Below are 15,148 nucleotides of genomic sequence, written 5' to 3'. Positions count from 1 at the left end.
CTCACGTGTCTCGTAACCGGCGTAGCGCAGCAGGTACGTGCCGTCGTCCTGGAGTTCCGGGACGAACTGCTGCTGGACGAACCAGCCGTTCGGCTGGGTCTGGTCGTTGACGAAGGACGACCAGTTGTAGCCGACGTACTTGCCGTTGGCGGCGGAGCGGAGCGTCACGATGCCCGCGCCCCAGTCGAAGACGTCGAACTGCGTGGCCGCGCCCGAGGCCGTGGTCTCCTTCAGCGGCTCGCCGTCCGCGTCCGTGCCCGCGGTCACGTACTTGCCGGTCTCGGTGTTGCGCAGCGCGATGCGGTCGACGCCCTCGCTGCTGCTCACGGATGTGCCGAGCTTCGCCGCGATGCCCTCGGCCGGGGTGACCGCGTACGGCAGGGTGCCCGAGTACCAGTCCGTGTAGAGGGTGTCGGCCAGCGGGCCGACGACGGCGACGTCATTCTCGGACTTCTTCAGGGGCAGCGCGCTGTCGTTCTTGAGCAGCACCGCGCCCTCGGCCGCCGCCTCGCGCGCCAGCTTCCGGTGCGCCGGACTGTTGATCACCGACTTGTCGATCGAGCCGTACTTGCCGCCGCCCGGGTCGAACTCGCCGAGCCGGACGCGCACGGAGAGGATGTGACCCGCGGCCTCCTCGATGTCCGACTCCTCCAACAGACCCTGTTCCAAGGCGGATTTGACGGCCCCTGTCGTCACCGAGGAGTCCGCGTTGTTGTCCGTGAAGCTGTCGATGCCCGCCTTCAGCGCGGCCGCGTCGCCTTCGGCGAGGGTCGGGTAGTACTTCTGGTCGCCGGGGATGTTGCCCGGGGCGAAGGCGTCGGTGACGTTCAGCAGGTCGTAGGAGCTCCACTTCCGCACGACATCGTCCAGATCCGGATTGACCGTCGCGGGGCGGCCGTTGACCAGGTTGTACGAGGACATCACGCCCGTCGCCGCGTCCGCCTCGATCGCCGGTCTGAAGGCCGCCTCGTCGTACTCCTTCGCGACGCGCGGGCGCAGGTCGGAGGAGGTGGTGGTGCGGTGCCACTCGTTGTTGTTGGCCAGGTAGTGCTTGAGCGTCGGGGCCGTCTTCAGATGGTCCGGGTCGCCGCCCGTCAGGCCCTCGCCGTAGGCCGTGGACAGCGCGCCGGTCAGCTCCGGGTCCTCGCTGTAGCCCTCCTCGTTGCGGCCCCAGCGCGGGTCGCGCAGCAGGTTGACCACGGGCGCCCACAGGTTGAGGCTCCAGCCGGCCGGGCGTTCCTGCTGGAAGCCACGCGCCTCGTCGCCGACGGCCGAGCCGACCCGCTCCATCAGCTCCGCGTCCCAGGTCGAGGCAAGACCGATCGCCTGCGGGAACACGGTGGCCTCGCCGAGCCAGGCGACGCCGTGCAGGGCCTCGGTGCCGGTGCGGAAGGACTGGATGCCCAGGCGGGGGATGGCCGGCTGGTACTGGTGGAGGAGGGAGACCTTCTCGTCGAGGGTGAGCCGGCCGAGGAGGTCCTCGACGCGCTCGGAGACGGGCAGGGACGGGTCGCGGAAGGCCGGTTCCTCGGCGGCCGTCGTGGGTACGGCGGCGACCGTACCGGCGAGCAGGGCCAGGGCGACTACGAGTGCGGATCTGTGTCTGGTGCCCTTCATGTGTCACGGCTCCTTCGAGTAGGGCCTTGCATACGGGTGTTCAGGGCGCGTGGCGCGGTGCGGTGCTCGCGCGTTCCGTGATCCGGGGCGGCAGCAGCGTGGCCTCGGGGGCCGACTTGCCGTCCAGCTTCCGCATCAGCAGCTCCACCGCACGCTCGCCCACCTCGGCGGTCGGCAGGGCGACGGAGGTGATGGGGACACGGACGGCGGCGGCGGTCTCGTCGGGGCAGATCGCGGTCACCGACAGATCACCGGGGACGCGCAGCCCGAGCTGTTCGAAGGCGTCGACGAGGGGTTCCAGGAGCGGCTCGTTGTGGACGACCACGCCGGTCAGCGCGGGCTGTTCGCGCAGCAGTCGTTCGGCGACCGCGCGGGCGGTGCCGGGCGTGGCCTCGCACGGGTGGACGGAGGAGGCGAGTCCGCCCCGGTCGGCGGCGGCCGTGAAGCCCTCGACCACACGCTGCGCGAACGCGGTCTGCCGCACATACACCTCCGGCGGCGACCCGACCAGCGCCACCACCCGGTGCCCGAGCCGCGCCAGATGCTCCACGCACGCCTCACCGGCCGCCTTGAAGTCCAGGTCGATGCAGGTCAGCCCCTCATGGGCGGCCGGGAACCCGATCATCACGGACGGCCGGTCCAGGGCCCGCAGCAGCGGCAGCCGGGGGTCGTGCAATTGGACGTCCATCACGATCAGGGCGTCCACCAGCGCCGTGTCCGCGACCCGGCGCAGCCCCTCCTCGCCCTCCTCCTGGGTGAGCAGCAGCACGTCATGGTCGTGGCGCCGGGCCGTCGTCACCACGGACACCGCGAACTGCATGACCACGGGGACGTGGATGCCGGTGCGCAGCGGCACGACCAGGGCGAGCACGTTGGAGCGGCTGCTGGCCAGGGCGCGGGCACCGGCGTGCGGCCGGTAGCCGAGCTCGCGGATGGCCGCCTCGACACGCCGCCGGGTCTCCTCCGAGATGGGGCGCTTGCCGCTGAGCGCGTACGACACGGTGCTGGGGGAGACCCCGGCGTGCCGCGCCACATCAGTGATCTTCACCATGAGCCCAGCTCCACGGTCAGGAACCCGGTCCCGGCCGGCGCCCGCACCGCACGCTCACCGGCCGCCAGCCCCCACGAGGCGGACGGGTCGGCGCACGAGGCCCGCAGCGTGTCCCCTTCGCGTACGACGGTGAAGGCCACGTCCCCGACCCGCACCGCGACCTGCGCGCCGCGACTCAGGCCGTACGCCCGCAGCGTGACGCCGTCGGCGTGGTCGTAATCGGGCCGGTCGTCCACCGCACCCACCGGGATCACCGCGCCCGGCCGCACCAGCAGCGGCAGGCTCGCGAAGCCGTGCTTCTCGCGCACCCAGCGCGGCCCGGTCACCGTCTCCCCGGTCACGAAGTGGGTCCAGGTGCCCGCGGGGACGTAGTACGTCACCTCGCCGGAGTCGCTGAACACGGGCGCGACCAGCAGATCAGGGCCGAGCATGTACTGCCGCTCCAGATGCGCGCACCCGGGGTCGTCCGGGAACTCCAGCACCATCGCCCGCATCATCGGCACACCCTCGGTGTGGGCGGTGCGCGCGACCTCGTACAGGTAGGGCATGAGCCGCAGCTTCAGCCGGGTGAAGTGCCGGGCGACGTCCACGGACTCCTCGTCGAACAGCCAGGGGACGCGATAGGAGGAGCTGCCGTGCAGGCGGCTGTGCGAGGACAGCAGCCCGAAGGCCAGCCACCGCTTGAACAGCGCGGGCGTCGGCGTGCCTTCGAAGCCGCCGATGTCATGGCTCCAGTACCCGAAGCCGGAGAGCCCGAGCGACAGCCCGCCCCTCAGCGACTCCGCCATCGACTCGTACGTCGCCTCGCAGTCGCCGCCCCAGTGCACCGGGAACTTCTGGCTGCCCGCCGTCGCCGACCGGGCGAAGAGGACCGCCTCCTGCTCGCCGCGGTGCTTGCGCAGCACGTCGAAGACCGTGCGGTTGTACAGATAGGTGTAGTAGTTGTGCATCCGCTCCGGGTCGGAGCCGTCGGACCACTCCACGTCGAGCGGCACCCGCTCGCCGAAGTCGGTCTTGAAGCAGTCGACGCCCTGCGCGAGCAGCGCCTCCAGCTTCGAGGCGTACCAGTCGCGGGCGGCGGGGCTGGTGAAGTCGACCAGCGCCATGCCCGGCTGCCACATGTCCCACTGCCAGACACTGCCGTCGGGCCGCTTCAGCAGATGCCCGAGCGCCTTGCCCTCCGCGAAGAGCGGCGACCGCTGGGCGATGTACGGGTTGATCCACACGCACACCCGCAGCCCGCGCGCCTTCAGCCGGGAGAGCATCCCCTCCGGGTCCGGGAACACCCGCGGATCCCACTGGAAGTCGCACCAGTTGAACTCGCGCATCCAGAAGCAGTCGAAGTGGAAGACGGACAGCGGCAGTTCACGCTCCCGCATGCCGTCCACGAAGGCGGTGACGGTCTCCTCGTCGTACGACGTCGTGAAGGACGTCGACAGCCACAGCCCGAACGACCAGGCGGGCGGCAGGGCCGGGCGCCCGGTGAGGGCCGTGTACTTGCGCAGGATCTCCTTCGGGGTCGGCCCATGAATGACGTAGTACGTCAACTCCTGTGTCTCCGCGCTGAACTGCACCCGGGACACGACCTCCGAGGCGACCTCGAAGGAGACCTTGCCCGGATGGTCGACGAAGACGCCGTAGCCCGCGTCCGTCAGACAGAAGGGGACGTTCTTGTAGGCCTGCTCGCTGCAAGTCCCCCCGTCCGCCTGCCAGATGTCGACGACCTGCCCGTTGCGCACCAGCGGCCCGAACCGCTCGCCGAGGCCGTAGACGCTGGTCCCCACCCCGAGATTGAGCTGTTCGCGCAGATAGTGGGCGCCGGACGCGTCCCGCATGATGCCCATGCTCTTGTGCCCGCTGGAGGTCAGGACGCGGCCCCCGGCCAGGAACTCCACATGCCAGGATCCGGTCCGGGCGAGCCGCACCGACAGCTCCCCGGAGGTCAGGACCGCGTGCTCGTCGTCGTACGACATCTGCGCGGCGGCCGTCGAGTCGGCGAGCTCGAACTCGGGCCCGCGGGGCTCGTCGCCGGTCAGGTGGGTGAGCGTCAGCCCGATGACATCGGGCATCGGGCTGTGTGCCTTGATCGTCATGACCGGTCCCGTCATCAGATCGCCGCGCGAACGGATGGGCCGGGTCGGCGCGTGGATCTCCAGCGCGCCGTCCCGCTCCGCGACGTCGAGCACTTCGACCGGATGGGCCGCGGTGACGCCCTCGCGCAGCAGCCAGTAGCCGTCGGTGAACTTCACGTGGGGGGTCCTTACTTCACGGCACCCACGGCGATGCCGCGGGTGAGGGTCCGCTGGAACAGGAGGAAGAACACGATCGCGGGGAGTACGCCGAGCAGGGCGGCCGCGTTGGTCATCGTGGCGTCCATCAGGCGCTGGCCCTGGAGGACGCCGAGGGCCACCGACACCGTCTGGTTGTCGTTGGAGATCAGCATGACCAGGGGGAGCAGGAACTCGTTCCAGGTCCAGATGAAGAAGAAGACCAGCAGGACACCTAGGGTGGGGCGGCTGACCGGGACGACGATCCGCCACAGCACCTGCCACTTGTTGGCGCCGTCGATCCGCGCCGCCTCGATGATCTCGCGCGGGAACCGGCCGAGCACGGAAGCGAGCAGATAGGTGCCGAAGGCCGCCTGGATCACCGTGAAGACGATGATCACGCTCAGTCTGGTGTCGTAGAGGCCGACCTCCTTGCTGAGGTAGTAGACGGGGTAGACCAGCGCCTCCTGCGGCAGCATGTTGGCGAGGACGAAGAAGGCGAGCACCCAGGTGCGGCCCTTGACCCTGCCGATGCCGATCGCGTACGCGTTCAGCACCGACAGCACGACCGCGAGACCGGCCACCGCACCGCTGATCAGTACGGAGTTGACGAGTTTCTGCGTGTAGTCGACGCGCTCCCAGAAGTCCTTGAGGCCGTCCAGGTAGAGGCCCTCGGGGAGGCTGAGCGGGCCGTTCCGGGAGTACTCCGTGGGTGACTTGATCGCGTTCATGGCCACGATCAGAAACGGCACGATCATGAAGAGGGCGGCGACGCACAGGGCGATCAGCACGGGGTAACGGCGTAGCGCGGTGCTCACGAGGCCTCCTCCGCACGGCTCTGGAGCTTCAGCCCGATCAGGGACAGCGCCAGGATGATCACGGTCAGCACGGTGGAGATCGCGGCGCCGTAGCCGACCTGCGTCTTCTCGAAGAACGTGGTGAAGGAGAAGTAGGAGGGCACGTTCGTCGCGCCGCCCGGGCCGCCCTTCGTCAGCACGTACACCGCGCCGAACACCTTGAGCGCGGCGATCGAGCACCAGGTCAGCACGACATACGTCTCCGGACGGATCTGCGGCAGCGTGATGTGCCAGAAGCGGCGCCACCAGCCGGCGCCGTCCAGCTCGGCCGCCTCGTGCAACTGTGGGTCCACGCGCTGGAGTCCGGCCATGAAGACCACCAGCGGGAAGCCGATCTGCACCCACACCATCACGCCCATGACGCTGTAGAGCGCGAGGTCGGGATCGCCCAGCCAGTCCTGCTGCCAGCTCGACAGGCCGATGGCGCCGAGGAGTTCGTTGAGGGAGCCGTTGTCGGGGGCGAGGATCCAGCTCCAGACGATGCCCGCGACCGCGATCGGCAGCACCTGGGGGAGGTAGAAGCAGGCGCGCAGCACGGCGACCGTCTTCGATCCGAAGTGCCTGCCGACGTAGTCGAACAGGGCCGCCGCCAGGACGAGTCCGATCGCGGTCGGTACGACCGCCATGGCGACGACCATGAACAGGCTGTGCCGGAAGGACTCCCAGAACTCCGAGTCGTCCATCAGCTCGCGGTAGTTGGCGAGCCCGGACCACTGAGGGCTGCCCACGCCCTGCCAGTCCGTGAAGCTCACGTACGTGTTCATCACGAACGGCACGACGACGACCGCCAGGAAGGCGAGGACGCCGGGCAGCAGGAAGAGCGCGTAGGAGCCGCGCGGGCGGGGGCGGCGCGGGCTGCCGGCCTGGTGCTTGCCGACGGCCCGCGAGCCCCGTTCGACGATGGCCGTCATTGCTCCGGTACGCCCTTGTCGTACGCCTCCTGCAAGGCGTCCAGGTAGGCGTCCGGTTCGGCGCTGCCCGTCATCAGCTTCTGGGTCTCGGAGACGAGGACGTCGTAGAAGCCGGTGACCGGCCAGTCGGGGTAGAAGGCCAGGCCGTCCCGCTCGGAGAGGGTGTTGAAGTTCTCGATGAGCGTCTTGGACTTGGGATCGGTGATGGCGCTCGCGTCGGCCGCGACCGGGACGCCGCCCTTGTTGCCGAGCAGGTTCTGGATCTTCTTCGACATGGTGATGTCGATGAAGTCGTAGGCTAGGTCCTTGTTCTCGGCGTTCTTGGGGACCACCCAGAGGTTTCCGCCGGAGCCGGGGGTGAGGTTCGAGCCGGGCCACAGCATGCTGCCCCAGTCGAACTTCGCCTCCGCCTGGAAGCGGCCGTACCACCAGCTGCCGGAGAACAGGATCGGCGTCTTGCCCTGGATGAAGGAGACGCCCGCGTCCTCGGCCTTGGTGCTGGTGGAGTTCTTGCTGATGTAGCCCTTCTTCACCCAGTCGGCGAAGGTGGTCGCGCCGTAGGTCCAGGCCGCGTCGTGGAAGTCGGTCCTGCCCTTGTACAGCTCGTAGGAGTCGACCCAGGAGCGGTCGGCCTTGGAGAGGGCGAGCTGGTAGAGGTACTGCTGGGCCATGTACTCGGCGCCCGCGTTGGCGAGCGGGGTGACGCCCGCTTCGACGAACTGGTCCATGGCGGCGGTGAGTTCGTCGAACGTCTTCGGCTCGGCGATCTTGTGCTTGGCGAACAGGTCCTTGTTGTAGAAGACCATCGTGTACTCGGCGTAGTTGGGCACGCCGTACCACTTGCCGGAGCCCATGACCCCGTTGGTGTCGTACATGCTCGTCGTGCGCACACCGGCGCTGAGCTGTTTGTCCCAGCCGCGCTTGGTGGCCTCGCCGGTCAGGTCGGTGAGCAGGCCCTGCTTGGAGAGCTGCCCGGCGGTCGCGTTGCCCTTGTTGTACTCCATGAGGTCGGGGGCGTCGTCGGAGTTCAGCACCATCGACGCGGTCTTCTGGATCTGTTCGAAGCCCTTCTCCTCGAACTTCACTTTCACACCCGGGTGTTTGGCCTCGAACTCCTTGATGGCCTCCGCCCAGGCCACGCCCATCGCGCTGTTGGGGCCCTCGTAGTGCCAGAGCCGCAGGGTCTTGCCGTCGGCGGACCCGCCCTCGTCCGAGTCCCCGCAGGCCGCCAGGAGCAGTGATCCCGCGAGGACCACGGCGGTGGCCGCCACTCGCCTTCGTGCCGTCAACATCCAGTGCCTCCAGGGGAGTCGGATGGGTATCGGTACTGGCCGTCACACTCTGTGCATCGAATCGGTTCGATGGGTGACGTCGAAGCGCTTCGACGGGGGAAGGTATGTGCGGGCCCTGGGCGCGTCAATGGCTGTGACCGGAATTCGGGTGGAGATTCGGCCGGCCGAACACATTGCGGGCGTTGGTGATCAGCAGTGCTGTGCCCGCGGCGGTCACCGGCACGGCGTACCCTGCCGTCGCCGACGCGTGCTCCGCGACCCAGCCGCCGGCCGCGCTGCCGAGCGCGATACCGCCGAGCAGACCGGTCACCGCCAGGGTCATGCCCTCGTTGAGGCGGCCCTCGGGGGTGCGTTGCTGGACCAGGGTCATGTTGGTGATCATCGTCGGGGCGGTGGCCATCCCGGAGACCAGCAGCGCGCCCGCCAGGACCAGAAGCGAGCCGGTGAGGGACGCGGCGAGCAGCGGCAGCGTCAGCAGTACGGCCATCGCGGCGAGGCACCACGGATAGCGGCGCTCGGCCGAGCCTCCCGGCGTCAGGGCCCCGTACAGCAGCCCCGCCGCACAGGAGCCGCCCGCCTGGAGCGCGAGGACCACTCCCGCCGCCGTGCTGTGCCCCCGATCGTCCGCGAAGGCGATGGTGACGACCTCCATGGCGCCGAACACGGCCCCCATCGCGAGGCAGACGGCAAGCAGCGCGGGCATGCCCGGGGCGCGGTACGGGGGTTGCGTGGCGGTCGTCCGAGGCCGGACCGGCGGTTCGGTGGAGCGCTGGGCGGTGAACAGCGCCATCCCCGCCACCAGGAGCAGCATGCCCGTGAGCGTGCCCGCCTCCGGGAAGAGGGTTCCGCACAGGAGGGCCGCGAGGACCGGGCCGAGCATGAAGCACAGTTCGTCCGCCGCCTGCTCGAAGGAGTTCGCGGTGTGCAGCGCCCCCGGGTCGCCCTTCAGCAGATGCGCCCAGCGGGCCCGGGCCATACCGCCGATGTTGGGGGTGGTCGCGGTGGCGGCGTACGCGGCGAACAGGGTCCAGTCGGGGGCGCCGGTGCGGACGCACAGCACCAGCGCCAGGCCGCCGAGGACCGCGGCGAGGGTGGCGGGCAGGGCGATACGGGCCTGACCGTAACGGTCGATCAGCCGCGCGGTCCAGGGGGCGACCAGCGCGGTGGCGGCGAGCCCGGTCGCGACCACGGCCCCTGCGAGGGCGTACGAGTCCCGGGTTCCGGCGATCATCACGACCGCGCTCACGCTGAACATGCCCATGGGCAGACGGGCCATGAGGTTTCCGGCGGTGAAGGCGCGGGCGCCGGGTATGGCGAACAGATGGCGGTAACGGGAGGTCGATGGCGGCATGGGGCAACCGTCGCCCGGAGTGGATCAAGGGGTCCAACACCTTCTCCGTGCCGATTCACGCATCTGTGTTGTAAGTTCCCGTCATGCCCGACCCCCGCTTGCTGCGCGCCTTCCTCGCCGTGGCCGAGGAACTGCACTTCACCCGCGCCGCGGCCCGGCTCTACGTCGCCCAGCAGGCGCTCAGCCGGGACGTACGGCGGCTGGAGCGGGAGCTGGGAGCCGAGCTGTTCGTGCGGACGACCCGGCAGGTGACGCTGACGGCGGACGGGGAGCGGCTGGTGCCGCACGCACGGCGGGCGCTGGCCGCGCAGGACGACCTGCTCGCCGCGTTCGGACAGGCCAGGCCCCTGCTGGTCGACGTGAACTCGCCGGGGCTCGGCACCGGGCAGCGCGTGCTCGGGCGGGCCCGCGAACTCGCCCCCGATCATGAGCTGATGGCCCGCTACGAGAGCGGCCTGACCGGAGCGGCGGCCGAGCTGCTCGCCGGGCGCCTCGACGCCTCCTTCGGGCGGTTCGCCGGTCTCGCCCCGGCGCTGCGGGCGGGGCTCGCACACCAGCCCGTGCGGTACGAGCCGATGGCGGTGATCCTGCCCGAGGACCATCCGCTGGCCGAGCTGGAGGAGGTGCCGCTCGGCGCGCTGGCGGGCTCGGCGGTGTACGCGGGCGCCGGCAATCCCCGGACCCCGGAATGGACGGACCTCGCGCACGAACTGTTCGAGGGGCGGGGCATCGAGGTCGCGGCCCCCGCGCCGCTCGCCGTCGGGCACGAGGAGTTCCAGCGGATCATGAGCAAGACGCGGACCCCGGTCCTCGCCGTGGTGGACTTTCCGGCCATGCCCGCCTCGGTGTTGCGGCCCCTGATCGATCCGGTACCCCTGTCGCCGGTGTCTCTGGTGTGGCGCAGAGGGCTGGTGCATCCGGGGCTGGACGCCCTTCGGCGTGCCGCGGCCGAGCTGGCGGCACAGGAGGGCTGGCTTCGGCCGCCCGCTGAGGGATGGATTCCGGCCAGTGACAAAGTCACGATGCAGCCCCACAAGTGACACGTGGTAAACACAGAACTCGCTCGTGCGCTACATTCTTGGCCTGAGCACGGTGTGATAAAGGGGGCGCTCGAACCGGGTGGGGGCCTGGTTTCGATCGACGGGTGCTCAGTGTCGTGCGCGCACCCGGAACTGTCCCTGGGGGGATGTGTGCGCGTGAAGAACTGGCGGGAAGACGCCCAACCGGAATGGCCGGAGGCGGCATCCGGGACCAAGGCGGCTCCGACTGCCGAGGGTGACACCCAGGCGTTTTCGGACACCGCCGCTCAGCAGCCGATGGCGTCGACGGACGCCGACGAGACGGCGGTACTGGCGAAGGCCGGACAGGCGGACGGCTCCTCCGAGGAGGGGCGCACGGATCTGACCGAGCTGCTCTCGGCGTTCGACCGGTTCGACCGGACGGAGGCGCATCCGGGGACGGGTGGTGGTAGGCCAAAGACCGGGGGCGATGTGTTCACACCGCGCGGGGACGGTCGTACACCTGGCGCGGGTGCCGCGGCCCGGGACCCGTTCCCGCCGGTCGGTGGACCGCGCGAGAGCCCTGCCCCTGTTCCTGCCTCTGCCCCCATACGCGACCCCTGGGGCGAACCAGCCGAAACCGGTCACACCCACGATCCGCACGAGGTCACCATCCAGCTCGACGGCGTCGGCCTTCAGCTCGACGGTTCGCTGCGGGCGGCCAAGGGCGGTCCGGTCGGCGGTGGTTCGGAGGGCTCCGAGGGCCCGGTCTTCGTGGACGAGTCCGGTCGCCGCAGCCGCCGTTTCCGGCGGCTTGGCATAGTCGTCGGCATCGCCTGCGCGGTCTACGCCGTCGTCATCGTCGCGACCGTCCTGTCCGGGAACTCCAACGCGCCCTGGCTGCCGGTCCAGGACCCGAAGAAGGACACCCCGGCCGGCCAGGTGGACACCTCGCCGCTGCCCGCCGAGTCGGCGCCGTCCGCCGGCACCGACGGAGTCACCCCCGGCGCCTCCCCCTCCGTGAGCGACGGCGTGACGCCTTCCCCGGGCGCCAGTGCCACCGCGCCGGACGGCTCCTCCACCGCCGAGGAGCCGGGCACCAGCACCGACCCCGAGCCGACGGCGACCAGGCCGACCACGCGCCCGGGCACCGACCCGACGGCCGACCCGGACCCCACCGTCACGGAGACCACGCCCGACCCCGAGCCCACCGAGACGGACACCGGCGAGCCCACGCCGGACCCGACCCCGACCGAGGACCCCGGCGACACCGCCGGGACCGGAACCGACACGGTGGCCCTTTCGCCGGTCACCGAGCGCCCCGGCGAGCAGCCGGGCGCCCCCGCAAGCCCGTACGACCCGTCCCCGGAGTACACCCTCTGATGGCCTCCCGCACCCGCCGCCGGGACACCGCACCTCCCGACGGCTCCCGGCGCCGCCGCCTGCCCATGCGCCTGCTGTTGCCCACGCTCGTCCTCGCCGCGCTGATGGCGATGCTGATGCTGCGCGGGTATGTGCACAGCGAGATCCTGGCCGACCACCGCGTCCGCCCCGCCGCCGCCTCCGACAAGGTCCCCGAGGAGATCCTCAAGGGCGGCCCGGTCATCGACACCCGCAGCGGCCGCACCGAGAGCCTGGACATGCCGGACCGACGGCTCGTCCTCACCTTCGACGACGGACCCGACCCCGAGTGGACGCCCAAGGTCCTGGACGTACTGAAGAAGTACGACGCGCACGCGGTCTTCTTCGTCACCGGCACCATGACCTCGCGCCACCCGGACCTGGTCCGGCGCATGGTCGAAGAGGGCCACGAGGTCGGCCTGCACACCTTCAACCACCCCGACCTCTCCTACCAGACGAAGAAGCGCATCGACTGGGAGCTGTCGCAGAACCAGCTCGCGATCTCCGGCGCGGCCGGCATCCGCACCTCGCTGTTCCGGCCGCCGTACTCCTCCTTCTCCGCCGCCATGGACAACAAGTCCTGGCCGGTGACCGAGTACATCGGCTCGCGCGGCTACATCACCGTCGTCAACAACACCGACAGCGAGGACTGGCGCAAGCCCGGCGTCGAGGAGATCATCCGCAAGGCCACCCCCAAGGGCAACCAGGGCGCGATCGTCCTGATGCACGACTCCGGCGGTGACCGCCACCAGACCGTCGAGGCGCTGGACCGCTTCCTACCGCAGATGCAGGAAAGGGGCTACGAGTTCGACAACCTCACCGAGGCCCTCGGCGCGCCCAGCGCGCACAGCCAGGTCACCGGCATCGACCTGTGGAAGGGCAAGGCCTGGATCTTCCTGGTCCAGGCCTCGGACAACATCACCGCCGTGCTGGTGGTCGGGCTCGCGATCATCGGGTTCCTGGTCATCAGCCGGTTCGTGCTGATGCTCGTCCTGTCCGGCGCGCACGCCCGCAGGGTGCGCCGGCGCGGCTTCCGCTGGGGACCGCCGGTGACCGAACCGGTGTCGGTGCTGGTGCCCGCGTACAACGAGGCCAAGTGCATCGAGAACACCGTCCGTTCCCTGATGGCGAGCGAGCATCCCATCGAGATCCTCGTCATCGACGACGGCTCGACCGACGGCACCGCGCGGATCGTGGAGGCGATGGGCCTGCCGAACGTGCGGGTGATCCGCCAGCTCAACGCGGGCAAGCCCGCCGCGCTCAACCGGGGCCTGGCGAACGCCCGTTACGACATCGTCGTGATGATGGACGGTGACACCGTCTTCGAACCGGCCACGGTCCGTGAACTGGTGCAGCCCTTCGGCGGCCCGCGCGTCGGCGCCGTCGCCGGCAACGCCAAGGTCGGCAACCGGGACTCGCTCATCGGCGCCTGGCAGCACATCGAGTACGTGATGGGCTTCAACCTGGACCGCCGTATGTACGACATGCTGCGCTGCATGCCGACGATCCCCGGCGCGGTGGGGGCCTTCCGCCGCTCGGCGCTGGAACGCGTCGGCGGCATGAGCGACGACACGCTCGCCGAGGACACCGACATCACCATGGCGATGCACCGCGACGGCTGGCGGGTCGTCTACGCCGAGAAGGCCCGCGCCTGGACCGAGGCCCCGGAGACGGTCCAGCAACTGTGGTCCCAGCGCTACCGCTGGTCCTACGGCACCATGCAGGCGATCTGGAAGCACCGCAGGGCGCTGGTGGAGAGCGGTCCCTCGGGCCGCTTCGGCCGCGTGGGCCTGCCGCTGGTGTCGCTGTTCATGGTGGTGGCCCCGCTCCTGGCCCCCTGATCGACGTCTTCCTCCTCTACGGCCTGGTCTTCGGCCCGACCCAGAAGACGATCGTCGCCTGGCTGGGCGTGCTCGCCATCCAGGCCGTCTGTGCCGCGTACGCCTTCCGTCTCGACCGGGAACGCATGACCCACCTCATCTCGCTGCCCCTGCAACAGATCCTCTACCGCCAGCTCATGTACGTGGTCCTCCTCCAGTCCTGGATCACCGCCCTCACCGGCGGCCGCCTGCGCTGGCAGAAGCTGCGCCGCACGGGCGTGGTCGAGGCACCGGGCGGTCCGGTGCCACGTGAACGGAGGCCGGTGGGATGACGCAGCAGCAGTCGTACGAGCCGTACGGCATACCGGAGTCGCAGGCACCCGCCGCTCCCGAACCCGCACCGGCTTCGGCTCCCAGGAAGCCGGGCAGGGACCGCTACCTGGACCTGCTCCGCTCGATCGCGCTGGTCCGAGTGGTCGTGTACCACCTCTTCGGCTGGGCCTGGCTGACCGTGCTGTTCCCCTCCATGGGCGTGATGTTCGCGCTGGCGGGATCACTGATGGCGCGCTCGCTGAACCGCCCGGCGTGGGGTGTGATCAGGGGAAGGGTCCGCCGACTGCTGCCCCCGTTGTGGGCGTTCAGCGCGGTGGCGCTGACGCTGATGTTCGCGGGCGGCTGGAACCCGACGAAGAACACGGAGGACAGCCCGGCCTGGGCGCTGCTGGAGCTGGTCAACTACATCATCCCGATCGGCGCTCCGCCGTTCCCCTGGCACATCGGCTCCAAGTCGGGCCTGCTGGAGGACACATGGGCGGTGCAGGCGGCGGGACCGCTGTGGTACCTGAGGGCATACCTGTGGTTCGTGGTGGCGTCGCCGCTGCTGCTGTGGGCGTTCCGCCGTGCCCCGTGGCCGACGTTGTCGGCCCCGCTGGCGCTGACGGCGGTGGTGGGCACGGGAGTTGTCACGATCCCCGGCGAAACCGGCAACGCGGTCACCGACTTCGCGGTCTACGGCGGCTGCTGGGTGCTGGGCTTCGCCCATCACGAGGGCCTGCTGAAGAAGATCCCGCGCTATGTGGCCGTGTCCGGGTCGTCGCTGCTGATGGCCTTCGGCCTGTGGTGGGCGTCGGGCCATCTGGGCGCGGACGGCTGGGACCTGAACGACATCCCGCTGGCCCAGGCAACGTGGTCCTTCGGCTTCGTGGTGATCCTCCTGATCTACTCCCCGTCCTGGCAGGAACTCCCCGGCCGCCTGGCCAAGTGGGACAAACTGGTCACCCTCTCCAACAACCGAGCGGTCACGATCTACCTCTGGCACAACATGCTGATCATGGCCACGGTCCCGATCCTGGACCGCCTCTACGAACTCCCCTTCATGCAGGGCGAGCGAGCGGTGGCGGCACTGGACTCGACGTACCTGATCTGGATGTTCTTCCTGGTCTGGCCGCTGATCGGCCTCACGATCGTCGCGGTCGGATGGATCGAGGACATCGCGGCCAAGCGGGCGCCGCGGTTGTGGCCGAACGGAGCGAACAAGGGGCGTGCGGGCGGGAGAAGGCGCCGGGCGTGACGGATTCCTGAAC

At 70.0% G+C, this 15,148-nt stretch carries 10 protein-coding genes and 1 pseudogene; 4 read left to right on the top strand and 7 right to left on the bottom strand.

Annotation, left to right across the window (positions count from 1 at the left end):
- The 7 genes from H4N64_RS38295 to H4N64_RS38265 all read right to left on the bottom strand — a co-directional run.
- Window positions 1-1,617: glycoside hydrolase family 3 protein (locus H4N64_RS38295; RefSeq protein ID WP_186287222.1), on the bottom strand; the 1,617-nt coding region annotated here is incomplete at its 3' end.
- A gap of 40 nt (window positions 1,618-1,657) precedes the next feature.
- On the bottom strand, window positions 1,658-2,668 hold the full coding sequence (locus tag H4N64_RS38290) for a LacI family DNA-binding transcriptional regulator (protein WP_186287221.1): 1,011 nt from the start codon (window positions 2,666-2,668) through the stop codon (window positions 1,658-1,660).
- Window positions 2,662-4,917 (bottom strand): alpha-xylosidase, encoded by a 2,256-nt coding sequence (gene yicI / locus H4N64_RS38285; protein WP_186287220.1) that lies wholly within the window; start codon window positions 4,915-4,917, stop codon window positions 2,662-2,664. The genes H4N64_RS38290 and yicI overlap by 7 nt, the downstream gene beginning before the upstream one ends.
- An 11-nt stretch (window positions 4,918-4,928) precedes the next feature.
- A complete protein-coding gene (locus tag H4N64_RS38280; protein WP_186287219.1) occupies window positions 4,929-5,753 on the bottom strand; it encodes an ABC transporter permease subunit in 825 nt (274 codons plus the stop codon).
- Entirely contained in the window at window positions 5,750-6,703 is a 954-nt protein-coding gene (locus tag H4N64_RS38275) for a carbohydrate ABC transporter permease (RefSeq protein ID WP_186287218.1), read from the bottom strand. Before H4N64_RS38275 ends, H4N64_RS38280 begins: the two co-directional genes overlap by 4 nt.
- Complete coding sequence (locus tag H4N64_RS38270) at window positions 6,700-7,995, bottom strand: ABC transporter substrate-binding protein (RefSeq protein WP_186287217.1); 1,296 nt, start codon at window positions 7,993-7,995, stop codon at window positions 6,700-6,702. The genes H4N64_RS38275 and H4N64_RS38270 overlap by 4 nt, the downstream gene beginning before the upstream one ends.
- Window positions 7,996-8,119: 124 nt before the next feature.
- On the bottom strand, window positions 8,120-9,346 hold the full coding sequence (locus H4N64_RS38265; protein WP_186287216.1) for an MFS transporter: 1,227 nt from the start codon (window positions 9,344-9,346) through the stop codon (window positions 8,120-8,122).
- Between the two features lie 83 nt (window positions 9,347-9,429).
- On the opposite strand from H4N64_RS38265, the gene H4N64_RS38260 reads away from it, so the two are divergent.
- The 4 genes and pseudogenes from H4N64_RS38260 (at window position 9,430) to H4N64_RS38245 (ending at window position 15,135) form a co-directional block, all read left to right on the top strand.
- Window positions 9,430-10,386, top strand: a complete 957-nt coding sequence (locus H4N64_RS38260; protein WP_186287215.1) for a LysR family transcriptional regulator — start codon at window positions 9,430-9,432, stop codon at window positions 10,384-10,386.
- Between the two features lie 156 nt (window positions 10,387-10,542).
- Window positions 10,543-11,727 carry a hypothetical protein gene (locus tag H4N64_RS38255; RefSeq protein ID WP_222109887.1) on the top strand — a complete coding sequence of 395 codons (1,185 nt, stop codon included), beginning with the start codon at window positions 10,543-10,545 and terminating at the stop codon, window positions 11,725-11,727.
- Window positions 11,727-13,897: pseudogene (locus tag H4N64_RS38250) on the top strand (polysaccharide deacetylase family protein). Before H4N64_RS38255 ends, H4N64_RS38250 begins: the two are co-directional and overlap by 1 nt.
- On the top strand, window positions 13,894-15,135 hold the full coding sequence (locus H4N64_RS38245; protein ID WP_186287214.1) for an acyltransferase family protein: 1,242 nt from the start codon (window positions 13,894-13,896) through the stop codon (window positions 15,133-15,135). The pseudogene H4N64_RS38250 and the gene H4N64_RS38245 overlap by 4 nt, the downstream one beginning before the upstream one ends.
- Window positions 15,136-15,148: the final 13 nt, after the last annotated feature.

The sequence above is a fragment of the Streptomyces cupreus genome, from assembly GCF_014257025.1.
Lineage (GTDB): Bacteria > Actinomycetota > Actinomycetes > Streptomycetales > Streptomycetaceae > Streptomyces > Streptomyces cupreus.
This window is presented reverse-complemented; position numbering and strand designations above follow the sequence as displayed.

Excerpts from the sequence above, each read along its gene's own strand:
- H4N64_RS38290 (WP_186287221.1), bottom strand. The coding sequence starts at position 2,668 with ATGGTGAAGATCACTGATGTGGCGCGGCACGCCGGGGTCTCCCCCAGC.
- H4N64_RS38275 (WP_186287218.1), bottom strand. The coding sequence starts at position 6,703 with ATGACGGCCATCGTCGAACGGGGCTCGCGGGCCGTCGGCAAGCACCAG.
- H4N64_RS38270 (WP_186287217.1), bottom strand. The coding sequence starts at position 7,995 with ATGTTGACGGCACGAAGGCGAGTGGCGGCCACCGCCGTGGTCCTCGCG.
- H4N64_RS38265 (WP_186287216.1), bottom strand. The coding sequence starts at position 9,346 with ATGCCGCCATCGACCTCCCGTTACCGCCATCTGTTCGCCATACCCGGC.
- H4N64_RS38260 (WP_186287215.1), top strand. The coding sequence starts at position 9,430 with ATGCCCGACCCCCGCTTGCTGCGCGCCTTCCTCGCCGTGGCCGAGGAA.
- H4N64_RS38245 (WP_186287214.1), top strand. The coding sequence starts at position 13,894 with ATGACGCAGCAGCAGTCGTACGAGCCGTACGGCATACCGGAGTCGCAG.